Raw genomic sequence first — 21203 nt, 5'->3', positions numbered from 1 at the left:
GGTAAAACTCCCGGCTCTGACCCGGGCATCCTTGGTTCGAAGCCAGGTCCCCCAGCCAAGCGGCCCCGTGGTCTTCCTGCCGACGCTCAGCCTGCCGCACGAAACGGACTGACGATGCGAAGCGAGCCTTCGAGCACCAGTCCATCCTGCATGTCTTCCGACCAAAGCGTGTCGCAGCCGGCGAGGAGCGCGGATGCGGCGATCATGGAATCGTAGGTCGACAACCCATACCGCTCCGCCAGCGCGAGGCCGGTGTCATGGGTTTCGAGGGTCAGCGGATGGACCGTCAGTACGCCTCGCAATAGATCCAGCAGCAGGTGGACATCATCCCAGGACATCTGCATCTTGCGCCGTGCCACGTCGGCGAGTTCATCGAGGACCTGGACGCTGGTGATCCCACCGGAGGCCACCACCGCCTCCGCCCGGTCTGCTTTGGCCGTGTCGCCCGAGGCGAGATAGACGAGGATATTGCTGTCGAGAAAGCTAGCGGGCATTGGCCTCGTCTCGGTCGAACTTGAAATCGGAAGGCAGCCGGCCGCGGAACGTTCGAAGACGCTTGAGCAATTCCTCGCGCCCAGGCTTGCGGGCAATGCCAAGTTGCCGGGCGTCGGCGACGTGAATTTCGATCTCGTCGCCCTCTTGTAGCTCAAGCGCCTCGACAACGGCGGCCGGAAGGCGAACGGCAAGGCTATTGCCCCATTTAGCGGCCAACATATGACCCTCCGTGGATATACGGATGGCGCTATGTATAGCGTGCAACCGGGCCGGCAAGGCGGCTACCGCCTTGCCAGCGGATTGGAGGTCGTCCGGATCGGAGGTCGTCGCCGCGGGTGTCGCCAAGCGGCTCGACCAACCTGTGCGCACCGACATGGCGGCCGTGTCAGCGATGCCGACGATGGGCTGGCCGGCAAGCCGCCGACCCTGATCGGTACAAACGGTACGGTTGACCGGGCGGCGCCCCCAGTGGACAAAATCCATCGATGACAACAGGGGATTCCATAATCCGTGCCTGACCAGCAGCAGTCGCCGGAAGGCGGATGGGATATCGAACGGGCGCAGAAGCACATCGATTTCGCATCCTCGGTCGTCACCCAGGCAATCAAGGTGGCAATCGCGCTCGGCGGCCTGTTGCTGGTCGTTTACGCAGCCAAGGAACGGTTCTTTTACGACGTCTCCTCCCTGGCGGCCGTTGGTGTCCTGTTGATCATACTGGTCTTTTTTATCGGCCTGATCGCCGTTGGCCTGACCTACGGCATGATCGCCACCCTCTGGATCGGCTGCCTATTCGTTGTCGGATTGAATCGAGTGAACTGGAGGGGCGCGCATCCCAAGATGCGAATGATCTCCACATTCAGGCAGTTTCCTTTGTGGCTCGCCTCGGGGGTCATGTTCTTGCTCTGGTGCGCATTGATCTACGTACTTGCGTCTGCCGGGCGCTATGGCCTCGTCTACGAATTAGGCTATTTCCTTTTGGCGGGGCTGATGAACACGCTATTTCTGGGCACCGAGCCGGTGGCCCCCGCCAGAGACGCCAGTCGGTTGGTCGCCGACGTGATGGCAGCCGCAGCGTTGACGTTCGCCCTACTTTTCCCGTTCCGGGCCGCCCCCAACAACCTGCTCGACCAGACCATGATGCTGTTGGGCCTTCGTTCCACGCCCGGCGAGCCGGTTTCCCTGACTGACAAGGCGCATGAGCGGGTTGCCGCGATCGCCGCCGCTGAAGGCATCTGCTTCAAGGCCACTCGCATCGCCCCGGACATCTGGCTGACCCGGTCGCTGACGCTCATCTGGCACGGGCCGGGGACGATGGCCATCGCGGCCCTCGGTGAGGGCACGGCCCAGTGGATGGTCATCCCGTTGCCAAGCAGCGACGTGGACGCATATGCGACCAGTGTCCGCGGCAGCGACGGCTGTGCCACCGCCGCCACACCGTCAAAGGTGACTCAAGGAACCTTGGGCGCCCCTTGACGGCGGCAGCCTCATGGCCCGTCACCGCAAAGGCGGCGACCGCATCCCCATTGACGTCCCACAGGCGCCGCAGTTTCAGGACCAGGGTGACAACGGGGCCCTAACCCGCAATGAGACAACCCGGGTGAGCGGCGTCAGACCAAGTCCGCGTCGACCGTTTCGGCTTCGGCGACCTTCAGCATGCGGTCCAGCCGGTCCTGCGCCCGCTGCCTGTCCTTGTAATGGCCGACCACCCACTGCAAATGATTGCCGCATAAAGCGTAAATCACCCACCGGCCCGGAATGTCCGACGAGCCGTGCTCAATCTTATATGTGACCATGGATGGACTATACCTATCCGGAATTTGTCGACAAGCAACCTCCGGCGGTAATGCGTCGCGGGACTTCTCCTATCCAGATGCTCAGGCAGCCGCCCCCACGGCCTTGCTCTCGATCAACCTCTCGATCTCCGCCTCGGCATACCCCGCTTCCTGCAACACCTCCCGCGTATGCTCTCCAAGCCGGGGGGCCAAGCGCCGGACGCCGGCGGGAGAGGCGGAAAACCGGGCAGGCGGGCGCGCCTGGCGGAGGGTGCCTTCGCTGGGGTGCTCCACGTCCTGGAACAACTCGACAGCCTTCAGATGCGGCTGCTCGCCGACCTGCGACAGCTTGGTGAACGCCGTGTGCGGCACGTCGATGCGCAGCAGCAATTCCTCCCATTCGGCGGTCGTGCGGGTCAGGGCGATGTCGCGCATGCGGTCGTAGACCTTATCGATGTTCTGCGCCCGTTTGACCGGATCGCGGACGCCGAACTCTTCGATGCACTCGGGATGGCCGACGGCCTCGAAGAACGCGCACCAGTTCGCACCGGAGTAGGGGAGCATCGTCAACCACCCATCCTTGGTCCGCACCGGCCGGCGCGCTTTCATCCGTTTGTAGCCCGCCGGTCCGACAGGCGGGACGAAGGCGATGCCGCCGAACATCTCGATGCTGTTGAACGCCGCCAGCGTCTCCAGCATCGGCACCTCGACCATCTGGCCCTGTCCGGTGCGGGCGCGGTGCAGCAGTGCCGCCGTGACCGCCGACGTCAACGCCATCCCGCAGATCTTGTCGCCGATCAGGCTTGGGACAAAGGCCGGCTCGTCATCGGTGCCCATGGCCGAGGCGAAGCCGGACGCCGCCTGGATGATCTCATCGAAGGCCGGCCGAGCGCGCCAGGGGCCATCCTGGCCGAACCCGGTGGCGACGGCGTAGACCAGGTCCGGTTTCAGCTCGCAGCACGCTTCGTAGCCGAAGCCGAGGCGAGCGAGGCCGGCAGGACGGACATTGCTGACCAGCGCGTCTGCGGTTGGGATCAGCCGCCTCAGCACGGCCTTGCCGTCCGGGTGCTTCAGGTCGAGCGCGATGCTGCGCTTGTTGCGGTTGACCGCCATGAACTGCCCGCTCATGCCGCGGTTGCGGAACACGCCGGAGGTCCGCCAGCTATCGCCCGTCAGGCTCTCGATCTTGATGACCTCGGCTCCCCAGTCGCCAAGGGTCTGGGTGCCGAACGGGCCAAAGAGGACGGAGGTCAGGTCGAGGATGCGATAGCCCGATAGCGGCCCTGTGGGTGTGGTCATTCCTGGTCGGTCCTGGTGCGTTGTCCGGCGAGGTTAGAACGGATCGCCGCAGCACGGGAATATCCGGCCGCCGTCGTCACGGGCCGACAACGACATCCGATGCCGGAATCCGTTCCCCGCGTGCGAAGGCCAGGATGTTCCGCATCAGGTGGTCGAGGGCAGGCCCCGTATTGTCGAATGTCGCGGCGCCGATATGCGGCGTCACCAGCACGTTGTCCATGTGCAGCAGCGGATGGTCCGGCGGCGGCGGTTCCTGGTCGAACACATCGACGGCGGCGGCCGCGATCATCCCGTTGCGCAGCGCGTGGACCAGGTCGGCTTCCTTCACCACGCCGCCGCGCGCGACGTTGATCAGCATCGCCGTCCGTTTCATCGTCGCCAGCGCCGCCGCGTCGATCATGCCGCGCGTTTCCTCGGTCAGCGGCGTGTGCAGCGTAACGATGTCGGATTTGCGCAGCAGTTCGGGCAGCAGGGCATAGGTGACGCCCTGTGCGTTTTCGTGCTGCAGCAGCATGCGGTTGCGTTTGTAATAAAGCAGCGTGCAGCCGAACCCCGACAGGCAGCGGGCGACCTGCTGGCCGATCGGACCGAAGCCGACGATGCCGACGATCTTGCCGCCCAGCATCGAACTGCTGCGCCAGATCTCGTTCTTTCGCCATTCGCCTTGCTGCGTGGTCACATGGGCTTCGATCAGCCTGCGCGACAGCGCCAGGATCGCGGCGACGGTGAATTCCGCCACCGGCCGCGCATTGCTGCCTGTCGTCCGCGCCACCGTGACCCCCCGCGCTCGGGCAGCCTCCAGGTCGATGTTGTCGACGCCCACGCCCCATTTGTGCACCAGCCGCACATGCGGCGCGGCGGCGAACAGCGCGGCATCGAAGCCCAGGTCCCAGGTGACGACATAGGCAGCGTCCGCAACGCAGGCATGAAGATGCGCAGGGTCTGCCGTCTCGGGCACGCGCAGCGAGAACCCGTCGGGCAGCCGGGACCGTACCGCCGCGATCAGGTCCGCATTCAGCGGCTGCAGGAACACGATCGTTTGCATGCTTAACCCCACCCTTGCATGGTTGCGAGTCCGTGACGACGACGCGGACCGCTCCTTGGTTCAGCCGGGACGTTGCCCGGTTGTCAACCGCCGGAGATGCGGTAGCTTTCCGGCCGCAGTCCCTGACAGCTTGGTGCGCACATGACGATGATCCTGGATTCCGGTGCCCGTGGCGTTTTCCCGATTTCGGTCACGCCGTTTCACGACGACGGCGCCATCGATACGGCCAGCATGGACCGCATGACCGACTTCTTCCTCCAACTCGGTGTGCCCGGTTTCACGCTGCTGGGGATCCTGGGGGAGGCGAGCAAGCTGTCGGCGGCGGAATCGCTCGATCTGCTGAAGCGCGTCGTCCGGCGCGTCGACGGACGCACGCGGATCATCGCGGGCGTTCAACCGGGCGGTTTCAATGACATGCAGGCCTTTGTTAAAGCTGTGATGGATACCGGCGCGTCCGGCATCATGATCGGGCCGGTGCCGGGATTGCGGACCGAAGAGCAGGTGCTGGGATATTTCGAGGCCTTCGCCGAACGCATCGGCCCCGCCGTGCCGATCGCGCTGCAGGATTACCCACAGGCATCCGGCGTCTTCATGTCGCCGGCCACGATGGGCCGGATCGTCGAGCGGGTGCCGAACGTCCAGGTGCTGAAGCATGAGGAAGGATCGGCGCTGCGCAAGATTTCCCAGCTACGGGCGCAGGAAAAGCCGGGCGGCCGGCGCCGGGTCAGCATCCTGGTCGGCAACAGTGCGCTGCACCTGCCGCAGGAACTGGCGCGCGGCGTGGACGGCGCCAACACCGGCGTCGCGTTTCCCGAGATGCTGATCGAGGTCTGCAATCGTTTCTTTGCCGGCAAGCCGGACGGCGGCGAAGATTTGTACGACATCTTCCTGCCGCTGATCCGGCACGAATGGCAGCCCGGCATTGGATTGGCCATCCGCAAGGAAGTCTTCCGCCGGCGCGGCCTGATCGCCTCCGCTCGGACTCGCGCGCCTGGCCCGGTTCTGGACTCAGCCGACCACGCCGAACTGTCGCACATGCTGGCGCGGCTGATGCGTCGGCTGAAGGAGGCGGGGGAGGAAGGGCTGATCTCGTCGCATGAAATCAAAGATTGAGACGAATCCCCGCATAAAGGGAGACAGTGCCGCTTTGTAATTTTTTGTCGGCGGCCTCCCTCTCGGCAACCTCAGTCGAGGCGGTCCTGTTTGATGTCATATGTTTGAAACAATAGAGCGGTCAGTTTCCGATCGGACAACGGGACCGGCCCCAACCCGATCACGGCTATGTTCCCTCATTCGACAGCAGGGCGATCAATTCCGCGCGGCGAAACGGCTTGGCGAGCGTCGTGATTCCCGGATGGTCGTGGAAGACCCCGACCTCCTGCCCAAGCCGCAGGTAGCTTTTGCCGAAGCCGGACATGATGATGATCCGGGCGCTGGTTCCCATCGCCAAGATCTTGTGGAGGATATCTATCCCGTCGACTTCCGGCATGACGAGATCGATGACCAGCACGTCAGGTCTGAAGCCTTCGAATTCATCGAAGGCCTTGGTCGGATCGTTCAAGGCTCTGACCTCGTAACCGAGCTGACCGCCAACCTTAGAAACGATTTTGGTTATGCTGTCCTGGTCGTCGACGACGAGGAGTTTTTTACTCATTTGCCCGTTCTTCCCGTTCGGAGCTTGGGGGGACATAGATGTTCCTGATACCTGCTGCAACCGATGCTATTTGCAATCAGGTTCGTTTGCAACATCTGCGGTTGGCAAATAATCTTTTCTGAGATACCCTGCTAATTTTATTACATATGATGCCTGTTTCTCCGCAAAGCCCGGTTGAGTGGCATGACGCCTGGATAACATGGATTTTTTAAACGCCGCTTACTCAGGATCAATAAGTCCCAGTCAGGGCCTATCCTCTTGCTGGCCGAGCAAGGCTGTATTTCATTGGGAATCGTCGCATTCTCTGAGACTGGACCGTGAGAATCGTATGGCACTCACAGGCTCACGATAGTTCCATCTGACCGGACGCCGGAACGGTACCGTCTGGCTCCAGCAGGCTCAGGCGCGAAAGGTCCGCGGTGGCGTTGCCGTCGTCGCTCACGGTGATGGCATCGGCATAGCGCATGCCCAGGCAGATCTGGCTGGGATGGTAGTCTTTGATGTCCTGCACCTCGGACGCCAGCGCGCGATCCCGCGCCTCGACCGTCACGAAAAGCCTGACGTCGGAGGAGGGCAGGGTCGTCGCGTCAAGCCCGAAGAACGGGCTGCCGGGCCCGATGCGGTGCATCACCGTCCAGGGCATCACGAATAGCGGCAGATGCGATTGCTCCAGCGGCAAGTCATGGATGCGCCGGAAGAAATAGCCTTCGTCCGTCGTCTCGCCGACCAGGGCGAACAGGCGGGCGTTCGCCCCCGTCATGGGCGTCAGCCGCTCGTTCACCAGCCGGATCATCAGGGTCGGATGACCGTTGTGGCGGGTGATGACGGCGTTGTCGGCGAACCGGAACCGTGGCTTGGGGCGGGAGAAGCGGACGAACAGCAGACCGGTGACGATCGCGGAGAACGAGGTACCGCCCAGGATCTCGACCGCCGAGACGACATGCGCATAGGTACTCTCGGGCGCCATGACGCCATAGCCGACGGTCGCCAGCGTCTCGATGCTGAAGAAGAACGCGTCCCCGAAGGCGCCGGGCCGTGCGTTGACGATGCCGTGCGGATCGAGGACGTAGAGGACCGCGAAGATCAGGTTGATCGAGAGCCAGCACCCCAGGAAGCCCAGGATGAAGGCGGGCCAGGACAGGCTGACGGCGAAATGATAGGGATCGCGCGGATCGAATCGCCGCGCGCCGATCTTCGCGAGGCTGAAGCTGCCGCTGAGCGATCCCACGGCCTGCGGCTTGAACGGGGAGCGCGAACCGTGCCGGCGTGACGGGCGGTGGCTTGACGTCATGTGCCTACATCCTGGCGAGGATGCCGCGCCGCGGCCCGACGACGTAGATCAACTGCACCACCATGATGAAGCCGATGCTGCAATAGGTGTTGATCACGCACAGCGCCGCGCCGATCGCGTACAGCACCTGCGCGACGACGATCCGACGCCGCATCGCGCCATCGATGACCGCGTCGACCTGCTCCCGGACCAGTTGCGCGGTCCGGGCATAACGCCAGGCGATATAGAGCAGCACGCCGAGTGCCAGGATGTTCAGCCAGTACGTCACCAAGGCGACGCGCAACCCGATCAGTTCCGCCATCAGCGACGTGGAAAACGGCATCAGCGTCACCGCGAACAGGAACCCCAGATGGATCCAGGTCAGGTAACGGTCGCCGCGCGCGAGGTGGTTGAGCTGGGTCTGCTGTCCGACCCAGAAGATGCCCAGGGTGATGAAGCTCATGAGATAGACCAGCAGCCGCGGCGCCAGGTCGCCGAGGGCATGCACGAGCGACGCCTCGGTCCTGATCGCCTCCGCCGCCGGGACCTTGAGGTCGAGCACCAACAGCGTCATGGCGACCGCGAACAGGCCGTCGCTCAGCGCCGCGAGACGCTCCACGCTTTGTCCGGCGATCGCATTGTAGTGCGTAGGCATTTTCCCCGGTCCCCTTTGTCCCGCCCCTTGAGCATTCCACGGCATCGGTGGATGATGCCCGCAATTCGCCCTCAGGAGGAACCACCTGATGCCTGAAAGCCCCGCCGATAAAGCCGCCTTCGCCGACAGCAAGACCCGCCTGCCGCTGAACGGCATCACCGTGCTCGACCTGACGCTCGCGCGTGCCGGGCCGACGGCGGTGCGGCATTTCGCCGACTGGGGGGCGGACGTGATCCGCATCGAGCCGCCGGCGAGCGAAGGCGAAGACGTCGCCGGCCGGCGCCATGGCTTCGACTTCCAGAACCTCCACCGCAACAAGCGGGCGATCACGCTGAACCTGAAGACCCCGGAAGGTCATGCCGCGTTCATGAAGCTGGCCGCCAAGGCCGACGTGATCCTGGAGAACATGCGGGCCAACGTGAAGCACCGGCTGAAGGTCTCCTATGACGACGTGAAGGCGGTCAATCCGGGCATCGTCTACGGCAGCATCTCGGGTTTCGGGCAGGACGGGCCATACGGCAAGCGAGCCGGCGTTGACCAGATCGCCCAGGGCATGGGCGGGCTGATGTCGATCACGGGCGAGCCGGGCAGGGGGCCGATGCGGGTCGGTATCCCGATCGACGACCTGACCGCCGGCAACCTGCTGGCGCTGGGCTGCATGATGGCGCTGTTCGACCGCCAGCGCACCGGCGTCGGCCGCTGGGTCACCACCAGCCTGCTGGAAGCGCAGATCTTCATGCTCGACTTCCAGGCCAGCCGCTGGCTGATGGAACAGGAGGTCGCGGGCCAGGCCGGCAACGACCACCCGACCGGCATCCCGACCGGCGTGTTCCCGACCAGCGACGGACATATCAACATCGCCGCCTCCTCCTCGCGCGTCTTCACCCGGTTCTGCCAGGCGATCGGACGTCCCGACTGGCTGGAGCGGGAGGATTGGAAGACCCAGGTCGGCCGCTCCAAGGACCGCAAGGCGATCAACGCCGCGATCGGCGAGATCACCAAGACCAAGCCGTCCAACCACTGGATCGAGCTGTTCGAGGAGAACGGCATCCCCTGCGGCCCGATCTACACGATCGACCAGGTCTTCGCCGACCCGCAGGTCAAGCACCTGGGCATGGCGACGAACATGAGCAGCCCCTATGTCGGCGAGGCGGAAGTGGTTGCATCCGCAATCAATATCTCCGGTTTCAAGAAAGGCGTGCGCCGCTACACGCCGGACGCCGGCGAGCACCAGGCCGAAATCCTGAAAAGCGTCGGCTACACCGATGCCGATATCGAAGACATGCGCAAGAAAGGGGCCATCTGACATGTTGCCGGACAACGCGGTTACCAAGGAGTACGCCGGCGGCAAGATGCTGGCGGCGAAGGACGACGGCGTCGGGCTGATCACCTTCAACCAGCCCGAGAAGCGCAACGCCATGTCGATGGAGATGTGGACCGGCCTGGGCGAGATCCTGGACGAGTTCGCCGAGGATTCCTCGGTCAGCGTCGTCATCGTCACCGGCGCCGGCCACAAGGCGTTCGTTTCGGGGGCGGATATCAGCCAGTTCGAGAAGAACCGCAACTCGGCCGACGCGCAGAAAGAATATGACCGCGCGACCGGGATCGGACGGGCGAAGTTCCTGGCGTTCAAGAAGCCCACGATCGCCCGTATCCGCGGCTTCTGCATGGGCGGCGGGCTGGCGATCGCGATGGGCGCCGACCTCCGCATCGCTTCGTCCGACAGCCAGTTCGGCATTCCCGCCGCTCGGCTGTCCATCGCTTACGCCCCGGATGCGGTGAAGCGGCTGATCGACCTGGTCGGGCCGGCGCATGCACGGATGATCCTGTACACGGCCAAGCGCATCGACGCGCAGGAAGCCGAACGGATCGGGCTGATCAACAAGATGACGAACGAAGAGGCGCTGAACGACGTGGTGCTGGATATCGCCCGCACCATCGCCGACAACGCGCCGCTGTCCGTTTATGCGTCGAAGCTGACGATCAACGAGATGCTGAAGGACGAAAGCCAGCGCGACATGACGGCGATCCAGCAGCAGATGGAGATCTGCTTCAACAGCGCAGACTACAAGGAAGGCCGCACCGCGTTCATGGAGAAGCGGCAGCCCAAGTTCACGGGCCGCTGAGCCGTAAGCCGCTAATCCCGATCCTGCCCAACGTGACCATCCGGCGCTTCGCTGAGAGCGCCGGATGGTCCGCTGCCGCTGGGCGGCCGTCGATCGGCCGCGCCTTCAGGTCGCGGCCGTCCTTGGAGCGGCCGGTTCCTCGGCGGTTCCCATGATCGCGGGAGCGCGCATGTCCATGTCCCGGGTTTCAGGGCCCATCAACGCCCCCATGACCATCAGCACCCCGGCGATCACCAGCAGCACGAGCGGGGAGTACACGTAAGGCATGACGTGCGACAGCCCCAGAAGATAGAACCCGGCGAAGGCCGGAACGACGACGGCGGCACTGTAGCCGATACCGTAGCCGCTGGCCCTGACATGCGTGGGGAAGCGCTCCGAGATGTAGGTGGTGACGATCCCCCAAGGCGACACCGTCAGGATGTAGAACGCGATCGTTACGGCAGCCGTCTCCGTCAGCGGGGCCCCTGCCAACGCCCTGTTCACCAGCAGGTAATAGAGACCGGTCCCCCCCACCAGCACGCCCAGTCCGCACGCAACGATGGCCGGACGCCGCCCGATGGCCTGGCTGAGCAGGCCGCACCCGACAAAGCCGAAAAACAGCACGATGCTGCCGGCGAGGAAGATGTCGGAGGTCAGCTTGGCGGGAACGTGCAACTGCTGGATCAGGATTCCGGGCAGGATGCTGTTGACCTGCGAGGCAAACCAGAATCCCACCATCATCACGAAGATCTGGATCAGGTTGCGCAGGTGGTCGCCGGAAAACACCTCTTTCAGCGGCGCGGTGCTTTTCTCGCTTTCCATCCAGACTTCAGATTCCGGCACCGAGCGGTAGAACATCAGGAAGGCGAACGCCAGGACGCCGCCAAACACGAATGCAAGACGCCAGCCCCAGGCGAGGTATTGCGCTTGCGTCATGACACCGAGCAGGAAGCTGGTCACGGCGGAAACCAGGGCGAAGCCGATGGGGAAGGCGCCTTGCAGCACGCCTCCGACAAAGCCTCGACGGTCCTTGGGCACCATTTCCAGCGCCAGCATGTTGTTGGACGTATATTCACCGCCCATGAACACGCCGTCGATGAAACGCAGGGCGATGAGCAGCACCAGCGCCCAGACCCCAAGGGTCGCGTATCCCGGGAGCAGCGCGATCAGCACCGTGAAGATGCCGAACCCGGCAATGCTGATCATCGTCGTTCGCCGTCGGCCAAGCTTGTCGGCCCAGTGTCCGAAAATCACCGCCCCGCACGGACGGCCGAACAAGGTGGCGGCGAACGTGAAGAAATAGATCGTCGTGCTGGCCGCGGGACTGAGGCCCGGCGGCTCGAAGTAGCGAATGACAGGCGCCAGCGCGAGAACCGGAAGGTAAATGTCGAAAAAATCGACTGCGAAACCGATACACCCTGCCAGCACCGTTCGCTTGACGGCTGGCGGCAGAGGTTCGTTGCGATGAAGCCCTATATCCATCGGCGTCTCCCTGAATTTGTTTTGTCTCGTTGGATAGGTGCAGCATCTTCTCAGATAGGTACGGCGAACGCCGAAACCAGGCGGTTCCAGATTGCTGTTGCGTCATGCGCGCGGTCGGCGGTCGACCGAATTGCCGTCGAAGTGCGGTCTCATAACGCGCGCTCCCGGCGCCGCCATGGCCCGTGCGGGTGAGGGCAGGCGGCACGAGGGGGTGACCGCCGTCATCGTGGAGCGCGGCACCCCCTCGGGCGATCGTACCTAGCGCATGAAACCGCTCAGTTGATCCTGCGTCCAAGCGATGACCTGCGGGATCGTCTGGCCTTCCTTCAAACGGGCCAGCATCTGGTTGTGGATCGCATTGGCATAGATCTGCACGGCCACGTCGGGCGGCGCCTCGGAGGCGGTCAGGCTTGCCTGTTGGTTGTGCCAGGGGCGGATCGGGTAGTTATAGACCGTTCCCTTCGGCGGCTCGACTTCCTCCCAGATCTTGAAGTCGGCCATTTTCGCATAGGGCGGAAGATCGTAGCCATCGACCGCGTTGCAGCGAGCCTCCACCTGCGGACGCTGCATCAGGTATTCGACCAATTCCTTCCCCGCGGACTTGTTCTGGCTGAAGTTGTAGACGCCCCAGAAGAAACTCGCCGTCGGCACGAAGCGGCCCGCAGGCCCGGACGGGGCCGGGAAGGTCCAGCAATCCGCCGCAACCTGTGGCGCGTCGCGCTTGGCCACGGCCCAGGCGGAGGGCGGGTTGAAGATCAGCGCCGATTTGCCCGCGATCAGCGCGCGGTTGTTGGACGCATCATCGAAGCTGACAGCCTCGTCGGGGTAGAATTTGACCAGGCGCTGCGCGAACTCCAGCACCTGTTTCATCTGATCGGAGTGGAGCTGAATCGCGCCTTCGCTGTCGACCAGCGACGCGTTGAAGGACCGAAACAACGCGCCATGCGTGTCGGTCGCGTCGGTGTTCGTGCTTCCGCCCATGCCCAAGCCGAACGTCATGCCATCCTTGGATGCCAGTTCGGCGTAGTGCAGCAGCGCCTCCCACGTCCAGCCTTCCGCCAGTTTGGACGTGGCCTCCCGCGCTGGATACATGGCCTGCACGTCCAGGCCGTGCTTACGGAACCAACTGATCCGAGCGCAAGGCGGCTTGGTCTGCGTGCCGCTGCTGGTCGGTACCGCGACCCAGCCCGATTTCTTCTTTTTTGCCAGATAGGTGCAGGCCTTGTTGACCTCGCCGTTGGCGGCGATCAGCCGGGCCATGACATCGTCGATCGGCTCCAGCGCGTCTGCGTAGTTGTGGACGTCCCAATTGTAGAACGTCATGACGTCATGGCCGGTTTTCGCCTGGGCTTCGGCCGCGCCCGTCAAACTGAGCTTGTTGCCGTTGCCGGTGATGAAGTCGACCTCGACGCTGACCTTGTTCTTATCGGCCCATGCGTCGACCTGTTTCTGCATGATGTTATTGCCGCCCGGGACCCAGTGGTCCCAGAAGCCGATCTTGACATGGCCGGCAGCGCCCGCCGTGCGGATATGGACCAGCGGCAGGGTAGTGGCGGCGGCGGCCAGCTTGATGGCGCCGCGCCGGGTGACCTTGAAGGCTTTGCGCATAGTGGATAGTCTCCCTGTATCTGTTTTGTTCTTTTGATGGTCGTTTTGATAGGCGTGGGGTAGCGGTGGCTTTCTGGAAGTGCCCTGCTTCACCGGCCGGAATCACTCACGGGCCCCGCGGACAAATCCGGGGGCCTGCCTGGGACAGGACAACGTCCTGTCAAGTGGTCGAGGCGACCATCCTCCGCCCGATGGAAAGGAACCGGACGGACACCGCCCCGATCAGGGACGCCAGCGGCTCGACCCTGGGGCCTGGCCGCCCGACTATCCTGAAGCAACGCCTCCGCAACGACAAGGACGCGCCGTGACCCCACGTGTTTGTGACCGCGCCCGCGGCGCCGGTCGCCGGATGGGGTGCCGCCGGATGGGGTGCTGCCGGACGCTGCGCTTGGGATCGCGCGCGGCCGCCCGATCGGCGCAGCCGCCGGCGCGCGACATTGCCCCCCGTTGCTCAAACTCCTAACACTGCACCTTCTTGGTCACCGCCGCAGGAAACGCCCAACATGTTCGAACTCCCCGAAGAACACCGCATGCTGCAGGATCTCGTCGCCAAGTTCGTCGAACGCGACGTCATGCCCCTGGAGAAGGCGACGCTGGAGCGGGAGATGTCCGGCAAACCCTCGGGCCTGCCGCCCGAGGACGAGGCCGCGCTGATGGCCAAATGCAGGGAACTCGGCCTCTGGGGCCTCGACGTGCCGGAGGAATACGGCGGCGCGAACCTGCCCTATGCCGCGCTGGTCGGCGTCTATGAGGAGCAGGGACGCACCTGCGTTCCGTTCACCTTCCCGCCCGACAGCCCGAACCTGCACATGCTGATCTCGGTGGCGAACGACGAGCAGAAGGCGAAATACCTCGACCCCTATGCGCGGGGAGAAGCGCATTCGGCGATCGCGATCTCGGAACCCGGGGCGGGCGGCGATCCGGCGGGGATGACCACGCGCGCGGTGCGCGACGGCGAAGACTGGGTGATCAACGGCCGCAAGATCTGGGTCAGCCGCGTACCCAAGGCCGATTTCGTCATCGTCATGGCCCGCACGGGCGAGGGCCGGCGGCACGAGGGCGTCACCGCCTTCATCGTGGAGCGCGGCACCAAGGGCTTCATCATCGAGCGCGAGATCCCGATGATCGGCGGCCAGCGCACCTATGAGCTGATTTTCGAGGACTGCCGCATCCCCGCCAAGCAACTCCTGGGCCAGGAAGGCAAGGGCTTCGCGCCGATGCAGCTCCGCCTGACCGTCCGCCGCCTGCAGATGGGTTCCTGGTGCATCGGCATCAGCCGCCGCGCGCTGGAGATGATGGTCGAGCACGTGAAGCAGCGCGTCACCTTCGGCCAGCGCCTGGCGGACCGGCAGGCGATCCAGTGGTGGATCGCCGACGCCGCGACCCGGATCCATGCCTGCCGCCTGATGGTCTATGACGCCGCCACCAAGGCCGATGCCGGCAAGGACGTCCGCAACGAAGCGTCGATGATCAAGGTTTTCGCCACCGAAATGGCCACCGACGTCCTCGACCATGCGATGCAGGCCTTCGGCGCCATGGGCATGGCCAAGGAGTTGCCGCTGCAACTGATGGCGCAGAAGGTCCGCACCATGCGCGTCTACGAAGGACCGTCCGAGGTCCACCGCATGGCGATCGCGCGTCGCATCATCGGGAAGTGACGCCCCCGCGATGAGCAGCGCCCGCGTCAAGGCCGGCATGTGGGTCAGCATGGCCCTGCGGATGGGCAACGCGGCCGGCCGCTACGGCGCCGTCATCCGCAAGGGCGACCCGGATGCCGGCGGCGTGCTGGTCGTGCTGCGGCATGGCAGCCAGGTCTCGGTCCTGTCGCAGATGCGCTCCGCCGACGGTGAGCTGGCCTGGATGCGCGCGACCGGCGCCGATCCGGTCGATGACGCGACCGCCGACGCCTATATCGCTCGGCAGGTCAAGTTCGACCCCGACCTCTGGGTGCTTGAGTTCGAGGCGCCCGACTTCCTGCCGCCGTTCGAAGGAAAGATCGTATAACGTTCGGCGGGGTCGATCCGGGCCCTTATCGCGCGCCTCGCCCCCAATCCTCTCGTCGTCCGTGGCTCGGTCGATCCAGGCCATGGGGAGGCGCCGCGACACGGCCGTTGCACGCGGCCGCGAACCGATCCATGCTGCGATGCAACACATGAGGAAGCGTCCTTTCGGCCACAGATCGAAAGGAAAGCTGCATGCCTGCGCGGGATTTCTGGGCGGACGAAGCCAAGGCGATGGAACTGACGCTCGTCGGCACACGGCTGATCGTTCAAGAAGTCGCTGACATCTTTCGCGATCTATGGGGCCGCGCGATCCAGACCGTCAGACATTCCCGCCTGAAGACCTATTGACCGGCGTTCGGTTCGAGCCGCGCTATGTCAGGGTCAGCGTGACCGAGGGCATGGGCGGAAAGGACACGGTGACCTCCGCCGGACCGTCAAGCCAGACCGGCGGCGTGACGCTGCCCAGCATGATCACCTGGCCCTCCTTCAGCCCGCCGAAGGCCGCCGCCAGCGGCGACCCCGCAAGCCAGGCCAGGCCGTTCAGCGGATGGCCCAGAAGATCGGTGGTGACGCCTTCGTCGGTCTTGCCGCCCTTGATGGCGATGCTGCCGCGCAGGGCGCCGATATCGAGGTCGCGCCAATCGACCTCTCCCTCGTCCCCGATCACCGCCGCCGCATGATACATCTGGTCGGCCAGCAGGATCGGCATGCCGACCGCTCCGTCATACCGGTTTTCGACGATTTCGATTCCGGCACAGAATTCGCCGACCGCGGCCAGGGCCTGGTCCAGCGAGCACGGACCCGGCGGCAGGTCGTGCGCAAGACGGACCGCGACCTCGCATTCCACGCCCGGATGCAGGAAATAAGTGAACGGCAGTTCGGCGTGGCCGCGATAGATGTCGGCCGACCGCATGAACCCGGCGATCGGCGCTTGGATGCCAAGATACGCCTGCATCCGCCGCCCCGTGGCGCCCAGCTTGAACCCGCCCGGCGGGATCGCGTGCAGCAGCGCCGCGACCGTGTGCTGCACCATCACCCCTTCCGCTTCGGTCCGTGGCGCGATGGCCGGCGGCAGGCCACCGACGACCAGCCGCTCATGCCAATGCCGCTGCAGTTCGAACGCCGCCGGGAAGGGATCGAACGTCATCGCCGCGCGAGTTCGTAAAGGGCGACGGAGGCGGCGGCCGAGACGTTGAGGCTTTCGACCGCGCCTTTGATGGTCAGGCCGGCGACCTCGTCGCAGGTCTCCCGCGTCAGGCGGCGCAGGCCTTCGCCCTCGGCGCCCAGCACCAGCGCCACGCGACGATCGGCGAACTCGGGCCCGGACAGCGGCCTGCCGCCGGCATCCAGGCCGATGCACCACACATTGGCGGCTTTCAGCGCGATGATGGTGCGGGCGATATTGACCGCCCGCAGCAGCGGCAGCGTCTCCAGCGCGCCGGAGGCGGCCTTGGCCAGCGCTCCGGTTTCCTCGGGTGCATTGCGGTCCTGGGTGATCACGGCGGCGGCACCGAACGCGGCGGCGGAGCGCATGATGGCGCCGACATTGCGCGGGTCGGTGACCTGGTCCAGCACGACGATCGGACCGCGCCGGTCCAGCACCGCCTGCAGACTGGGCTGCGCCAGAGGGTCGGCCAGCAGCGCCGCGCCTTGATGGACGATGTCGCGGCCCAGCAGGTGGTCCAGCCGTCCGCGGTCCACCCGCTCCGGCGTCATGGCCCAAGGTTGCGGGACCTGCTTGCCGATCGCCTCCTCGGCCTCCTCGGTCAGCAGCAGGCGGCGCAGGCGACGAGCGGGGTTGGCGAGCGCGGCGGCGACGGCGTGGTGGCCGTAGAGCCAGACGGTGCCTTTCGGCGCGTCCGGCCCATGCCGTGCCCCCTCCTGCCGGTGACCGTCATGATGCGGCCGCCCTTGCCGCTGTCCGTCGCGCGGTTGGAAGTTCCCGCCTTGCGGCCTGGGTTTCTGGTCGCGATTCTCCGTCCCGCCGCCCAGCGACAACCGATTGCCGCTTGGTCCCCCGCCGCCGCCTTGCGGTCGGTCCCGTCCGGGATTGCGAGTCCCCGGAGCGGCAAAGGGGCGGTTCCCGCCATCGCGAAATGGGGGACGATCGGATGGTCCGCGACCGGGACGATTATTGTGCGGCGGTTTCATCACCTGGTTCTATAGACCGCGTCCGTTCGCCTGCACAGCCGCGAAACGGCCTGGCAGCGGCTACGAGGATAGCTGTGCGCAGCCACCATCCTCCGCCGGAAACCGGCGATCGACGGAACGACGGACCCAGCGCAGGGCGGGGCGCTCCAGCCACGCGTTCAAGGCGGCGGCCGCGATGATCGGCAGCGCGATCGAACCGGGCACCCAAAGCAGCGTGAAAGTACCGCCATCGCCCTGCGCCGCCGCGGCGAACAGCGCACCGATCACTTTGTGGATCGGCTCGTTCACCAGGTAGATGCAGTAGGACAGGGCGCCCAGCCACAGGCACGCGGGACTCGCCAGCAGCCGGTGTCCGATCCGCATGCTGCGCGTGAACGGCGCGACCTGAACCAGCAGGAACCCGGTCCACACCAGCGGCGGCAGCATCTTCTCCACCACGCCGAGGCTGGCCGTGACGGCAAGCGCGGCCAGCAGGACGAGGGCATAGGCAACCCCGGCCTTCGCTTGCCGGCGTACCAGCCCGACGCTGGCGACGCCCAGCGCGAAGTAATGCGCCTGGTTGGGCAGGAACGCGCGGCTGAACTGCCACTCGGCGATCCCGCACAGGCGCCATGCCGTTCCGCCCGCGGCCAGCGCCAGCAGCGCCGCCAGGAGCCATCGCCGGGGGACAAGCACCGCCAGCAGGTAGAATTGCCACTCGGCCGAAAGGCTCCAGGCCGAACCGAGGAAGCTGACCCAGACATCGGGCAGGATCGCCTCGGGGAACAGGCCGTGCGTCATGGTCAGGTGCGCGGCGATCTCCGCCAGCCAGGTGGAGGGCCAGCCGCTGACGCAGATGCTGTGCGCCGGGCTGGTCCAATTGAGCCACGGCATCGCCTGGAACCCGCAGGACAACGGCTCCACCGCGATCGCGAACGCCAGCACCGGCAGGTAGACCGGGAAGATCCGCCCGGCGCGCGCGAGCAGGAACGGCGCCGCGCGCCCGCCCACACGATCGAGCGACTGGACGATCACAAGCCCGCTCAGCGCGAAGAACAGATGCACCGCCGCCGCGCCATGCGACACCGCCTGCTGCAGCCAGCCGGGCAGAATCGCGAACGGCGCCATGTGCCCCAGCAACACATACACCGCCAGCACGCCGCGCAATCCGTCGAGGCATTCCAGTCGCTTCATGGCGCCGAGGATGCCCGCGAATGGTTAATAAGATGCGAAGCCTTGCAAACGGGTAAGCGGCGAGCTAAGTGAACGGCTACTTAACTCTCCGACGCTGAACCGGGGTGGCCTCAAGGGGCCGCCTTTTTTAATGGAAAACGGGCTTGGACGGAAACGAACCGACCCATACCACGCTGGAAGCGAAACTGGCCGCCGTCGTCGCCCCGCGGCTCGAACTGATGGGGTTCGAACTGGTGCGGGTGGCGATCCTGGGACGCGACCGGCTGACCGTGCAGATCATGGCCGACCGCGCCGACGGATCAGCCATCACCGTGGAAGATTGCGAGCAGATCAGCCACGACGTCAGCGCCGCCATCGACGTCGACGACCCGATCCCGGGCGCCTGGACGCTGGAAGTCAGCTCGGCGGGCATCGACCGTCCCTTGACCCGCGTCAAGGACTGGAACCGTTTCGCCGGCCATCTGGCGCGCGTGGAAACCCATGTGCCCCTGAACGGCCGCAAGCGGTTCGCCGGCATCGTCATGGGTGCCGACTCCGACGTCGCGCGCCTGCGGTTGGATGACGGCCAGGAAGTGGCGTTCCGCCACCCCGATATCCGCCGCGCGAAACTAGTTTTGACCGATGCGTTGATCGAAGCCACCGCTTCGCCACCGCGCCCCAACTGAACCGCCCCCAAACGGGAACGACCCCACGGAACAGGACGACAGAGGCTGCAATGGATACCGCGATCGCCCGCCCCGAACTGCTGCTGGTAGCCGAATCCGTCGCGCGCGAAAAAAATATCGAGCGCGAGGAAGTGCTGGAGGCCATGGAACAGGCCATCCAGAAAGCCGGCCGCGCCAAATACGGCCACGAGAAGGACATCCGCGCGACCATCGACCGCAAGACCGGCGATGTGCGCCTGTCGCGCTGGACCGAGATCGTCGAGACGGTGGAGAACGAGGAGACCCAGCTCTCCGCGACCGTCGCCGCCAAGCTGTTTCCGGACAAGCAGATCGGCGACTTCATCGTCGACCCGCTGCCGCCGATCGATTTCGGCCGCATCCCGGCACAGACCGCCAAGCAGGTGATCGTGCAGCGCGTCCGCGAATACGAACGCAAGAAACAATACGAGGAATTCAAGGACCGCGTCGGCGAGATCATCAACGGCGTCGTCAAGCGCACCGAGTACGGCAACCTGATGGTCGAGCTCGGGCGCGCGGAAGCGTTGCTGCGGCGTGACGAATTGATTCCGCGCGAAAGCTTCCGCAACGGCGACCGCGTGCGCGCCTATATCTACGACGTGCGCGAAGAGCCGCGCGGCCCGCAGATCTTCCTGTCGCGCACGCATCCCGGCTTCCTCGCCAAGCTGTTCGCGCAGGAGGTGCCGGAGATCTACGACGGCATCATCGAGATCAAGGCGGTCGCCCGCGATCCCGGCTCACGCGCCAAGATGGCGGTGATCAGCCGCGATTCCTCGATCGATCCGGTCGGCGCCTGCGTCGGCATGCGCGGCTCGCGCGTGCAGGCCGTCGTGCAGGAGCTGCAGGGCGAGAAGATCGACATCATCCCCTGGTCCAGCCAGGCCGCGACCTTCGTCGTCAACGCGCTGGCCCCGGCGGAAGTGACCAAGGTCGTGCTGGATGAGGAAGCCGGCCGCGTGGAAGTGGTCGTGCCGGATGAGCAGTTGTCGCTCGCCATCGGCCGGCGCGGACAGAACGTGCGGCTGGCCTCGCAACTGACGCGGTGGGACATCGACATCCTGACGGAAGCGGAAGAGTCCGAGCGCCGCCAGGAAGAGTTCCGCCGGCGCTCCGCGCTGTTCGTGGAAGCGCTGGACGTCGACGACATGATCGCGGGGCTGCTGGTGACCGAGGGTTTCACGACCGTCGAGGAACTGGCTTATACGCCGCTGGATGAAGTCGCCGCCATCGAAGGCTTCGACGAGAACGTCGCCGAGGAGCTGATCCGCCGCGCCGAGGGCTACCTGGCGCAGAAGGCGAACGAGTTGAACGACGAACGTATCGCGCTGGGCGTCACCGACGACCTCGCCGCCTTCGACGTCCTCTCGCCGCAGATGCTGGTGACGCTTGGGAAGAAGGGCGTGAAGACGCTGGACGACCTGGCGGACCTCGCCTCCGACGAGCTGGTGGAGATCCTCGGCGCCGACGCCATGGACGAAGAGACCGCCAACGCCGTCATCATGGCGGCGCGCGCGCATTGGTTCGACGATGGCCAAGCGGACGATGGCCAAGCGGACGGTGTCCACGCGGACGATGGCCACGCGCCGGAAGCGGATGCCGCCAATGATGCCACCAGTGATGAAGCCGGGCACGAGGCGGGGGAGGCTGGCCACGCCTGAACTCGACGCCATCGCGGAGACCGAGGACGAAGACGCCGAGCTGGAGGAGCCCGAGAGCGGCCCGCTGCGGCGCTGCATCGTCACCCGCGCGCTGCTGCCGAAAGAGCGGATGATTCGTTTCGTCCTCGGCCCCGATCGCCAGGTCGTGCC

Annotated in this window: 22 protein-coding genes and 1 pseudogene; 10 read left to right on the top strand and 13 right to left on the bottom strand. The window is 65.3% G+C overall.

Going from position 1 to position 21203, the window contains the following annotated elements; translation table 11 throughout:
- Positions 1 to 86: 86 nt before the first annotated feature.
- Both VHB27_RS21870 and VHB27_RS21865 read right to left on the bottom strand, forming a co-directional pair.
- The gene (locus tag VHB27_RS21870; protein ID WP_325604566.1) at positions 87 to 494 is read right to left on the bottom strand and encodes a PIN domain-containing protein; all 408 of its coding nucleotides are present in this window, start codon (positions 492 to 494) and stop codon (positions 87 to 89) included.
- Positions 484 to 978 (bottom strand): AbrB/MazE/SpoVT family DNA-binding domain-containing protein, encoded by a 495-nt coding sequence (locus VHB27_RS21865; protein WP_325604564.1) that lies wholly within the window; start codon positions 976 to 978, stop codon positions 484 to 486. Before VHB27_RS21865 ends, VHB27_RS21870 begins: the two co-directional genes overlap by 11 nt.
- Before the next feature lie 27 nt (positions 979 to 1005).
- Between VHB27_RS21865 and VHB27_RS21860 the strand changes: the two genes are divergently transcribed.
- Positions 1006 to 1968, top strand: coding sequence for a hypothetical protein (locus VHB27_RS21860; RefSeq protein ID WP_325604562.1), 963 nt, complete (start codon positions 1006 to 1008; stop codon positions 1966 to 1968).
- A gap of 134 nt (positions 1969 to 2102) precedes the next feature.
- On the opposite strand, the gene VHB27_RS21855 is transcribed toward VHB27_RS21860, so the two are convergent.
- The 3 genes from VHB27_RS21855 to VHB27_RS21845 all read right to left on the bottom strand — a co-directional run bounded on the left by VHB27_RS21855 (position 2103) and on the right by VHB27_RS21845 (position 4611).
- Positions 2103 to 2288, bottom strand: coding sequence for a hypothetical protein (locus VHB27_RS21855; RefSeq protein ID WP_325604561.1), 186 nt, complete (start codon positions 2286 to 2288; stop codon positions 2103 to 2105).
- Positions 2289 to 2369: 81 nt separating this feature from the next.
- On the bottom strand, positions 2370 to 3566 hold the full coding sequence (locus VHB27_RS21850) for a CaiB/BaiF CoA transferase family protein (protein WP_325604560.1): 1197 nt from the start codon (positions 3564 to 3566) through the stop codon (positions 2370 to 2372).
- 76 nt (positions 3567 to 3642) lie between these two features.
- Positions 3643 to 4611, bottom strand: coding sequence for a 2-hydroxyacid dehydrogenase (locus tag VHB27_RS21845; protein WP_325604558.1), 969 nt, complete (start codon positions 4609 to 4611; stop codon positions 3643 to 3645).
- 141 nt (positions 4612 to 4752) lie between these two features.
- Here VHB27_RS21845 and VHB27_RS21840 point away from each other — a divergent pair, with 141 nt between their 5' ends.
- Positions 4753 to 5724 carry a dihydrodipicolinate synthase family protein gene (locus VHB27_RS21840; RefSeq protein WP_325604556.1) on the top strand — a complete coding sequence of 324 codons (972 nt, stop codon included), beginning with the start codon at positions 4753 to 4755 and terminating at the stop codon, positions 5722 to 5724.
- A gap of 166 nt (positions 5725 to 5890) precedes the next feature.
- Here the strand turns inward: VHB27_RS21840 and VHB27_RS21835 are convergent, their stop codons facing one another.
- From VHB27_RS21835 to VHB27_RS21825, 3 genes are all read right to left on the bottom strand, one after another.
- A complete protein-coding gene (locus VHB27_RS21835) occupies positions 5891 to 6265 on the bottom strand; it encodes a response regulator (RefSeq protein WP_325604554.1) in 375 nt (124 codons plus the stop codon).
- Positions 6266 to 6608: 343 nt separating this feature from the next.
- A complete protein-coding gene (locus VHB27_RS21830) occupies positions 6609 to 7556 on the bottom strand; it encodes an ion channel (protein ID WP_325604553.1) in 948 nt (315 codons plus the stop codon).
- Between the two features lie 4 nt (positions 7557 to 7560).
- On the bottom strand, positions 7561 to 8190 hold the full coding sequence (locus tag VHB27_RS21825) for a TMEM175 family protein (RefSeq protein ID WP_325604551.1): 630 nt from the start codon (positions 8188 to 8190) through the stop codon (positions 7561 to 7563).
- Positions 8191 to 8278: 88 nt separating this feature from the next.
- Between VHB27_RS21825 and VHB27_RS21820 the strand changes: the two genes are divergently transcribed.
- Complete coding sequence (locus tag VHB27_RS21820; protein WP_325604549.1) at positions 8279 to 9496, top strand: CaiB/BaiF CoA transferase family protein; 1218 nt, start codon at positions 8279 to 8281, stop codon at positions 9494 to 9496.
- 1 nt (position 9497) lies between these two features.
- Positions 9498 to 10316 carry an enoyl-CoA hydratase gene (locus VHB27_RS21815; RefSeq protein WP_325604547.1) on the top strand — a complete coding sequence of 273 codons (819 nt, stop codon included), beginning with the start codon at positions 9498 to 9500 and terminating at the stop codon, positions 10314 to 10316.
- Positions 10317 to 10421: 105 nt separating this feature from the next.
- On the opposite strand, the gene VHB27_RS21810 is transcribed toward VHB27_RS21815, so the two are convergent.
- Together VHB27_RS21810 and VHB27_RS21805 are read right to left on the bottom strand one after the other, a co-directional pair.
- Positions 10422 to 11777, bottom strand: coding sequence for an MFS transporter (locus tag VHB27_RS21810; protein WP_325604545.1), 1356 nt, complete (start codon positions 11775 to 11777; stop codon positions 10422 to 10424).
- Between the two features lie 258 nt (positions 11778 to 12035).
- A complete protein-coding gene (locus tag VHB27_RS21805; protein ID WP_325604542.1) occupies positions 12036 to 13385 on the bottom strand; it encodes an ABC transporter substrate-binding protein in 1350 nt (449 codons plus the stop codon).
- Positions 13386 to 13888: 503 nt separating this feature from the next.
- Here VHB27_RS21805 and VHB27_RS21800 point away from each other — a divergent pair.
- The 3 genes from VHB27_RS21800 (at position 13889) to VHB27_RS21790 (ending at position 15736) form a co-directional block, all read left to right on the top strand.
- Positions 13889 to 15043 (top strand): acyl-CoA dehydrogenase family protein, encoded by a 1155-nt coding sequence (locus tag VHB27_RS21800; protein WP_325604540.1) that lies wholly within the window; start codon positions 13889 to 13891, stop codon positions 15041 to 15043.
- 10 nt (positions 15044 to 15053) lie between these two features.
- Positions 15054 to 15389 carry a DUF1491 family protein gene (locus tag VHB27_RS21795; protein WP_325604538.1) on the top strand — a complete coding sequence of 112 codons (336 nt, stop codon included), beginning with the start codon at positions 15054 to 15056 and terminating at the stop codon, positions 15387 to 15389.
- Positions 15390 to 15580: 191 nt separating this feature from the next.
- Positions 15581 to 15736 (top strand): hypothetical protein, encoded by a 156-nt coding sequence (locus VHB27_RS21790; protein WP_325604536.1) that lies wholly within the window; start codon positions 15581 to 15583, stop codon positions 15734 to 15736.
- A gap of 22 nt (positions 15737 to 15758) precedes the next feature.
- Here VHB27_RS21790 and VHB27_RS21785 read toward each other — a convergent pair whose 3' ends face one another.
- From VHB27_RS21785 to VHB27_RS21775, 3 genes are all read right to left on the bottom strand, one after another.
- Entirely contained in the window at positions 15759 to 16535 is a 777-nt protein-coding gene (locus tag VHB27_RS21785) for a 2-keto-4-pentenoate hydratase (protein ID WP_325604534.1), read from the bottom strand.
- Positions 16532 to 17380 (bottom strand): TrmH family RNA methyltransferase, encoded by an 849-nt coding sequence (locus VHB27_RS21780; RefSeq protein ID WP_408904033.1) that lies wholly within the window; start codon positions 17378 to 17380, stop codon positions 16532 to 16534. Before VHB27_RS21780 ends, VHB27_RS21785 begins: the two co-directional genes overlap by 4 nt.
- A gap of 219 nt (positions 17381 to 17599) precedes the next feature.
- Positions 17600 to 18712, bottom strand: coding sequence for an acyltransferase family protein (locus VHB27_RS21775; RefSeq protein ID WP_325604530.1), 1113 nt, complete (start codon positions 18710 to 18712; stop codon positions 17600 to 17602).
- A gap of 143 nt (positions 18713 to 18855) precedes the next feature.
- Between VHB27_RS21775 and rimP the strand changes: the two genes are divergently transcribed.
- The 3 genes and pseudogenes from rimP to VHB27_RS21760 form a co-directional block, all read left to right on the top strand.
- Positions 18856 to 19377, top strand: coding sequence for a ribosome maturation factor RimP (gene rimP / locus VHB27_RS21770; protein ID WP_408904032.1), 522 nt, complete (start codon positions 18856 to 18858; stop codon positions 19375 to 19377).
- Between the two features lie 50 nt (positions 19378 to 19427).
- The gene (gene nusA / locus VHB27_RS21765; protein WP_325604528.1) at positions 19428 to 21053 is read left to right on the top strand and encodes a transcription termination factor NusA; all 1626 of its coding nucleotides are present in this window, start codon (positions 19428 to 19430) and stop codon (positions 21051 to 21053) included.
- Positions 21013 to 21203, top strand: a pseudogene (locus VHB27_RS21760) (hypothetical protein); the annotation flags it as partial. The gene nusA and the pseudogene VHB27_RS21760, both read left to right, overlap by 41 nt.

It is taken from the genome of Rhodopila sp. (genome assembly GCF_035548235.1).
Lineage (GTDB): Bacteria > Pseudomonadota > Alphaproteobacteria > Acetobacterales > Acetobacteraceae > Rhodopila.
Note: the sequence above shows the minus strand (reverse complement) of the source record. Positions and strands in the feature narration are given on the sequence as shown.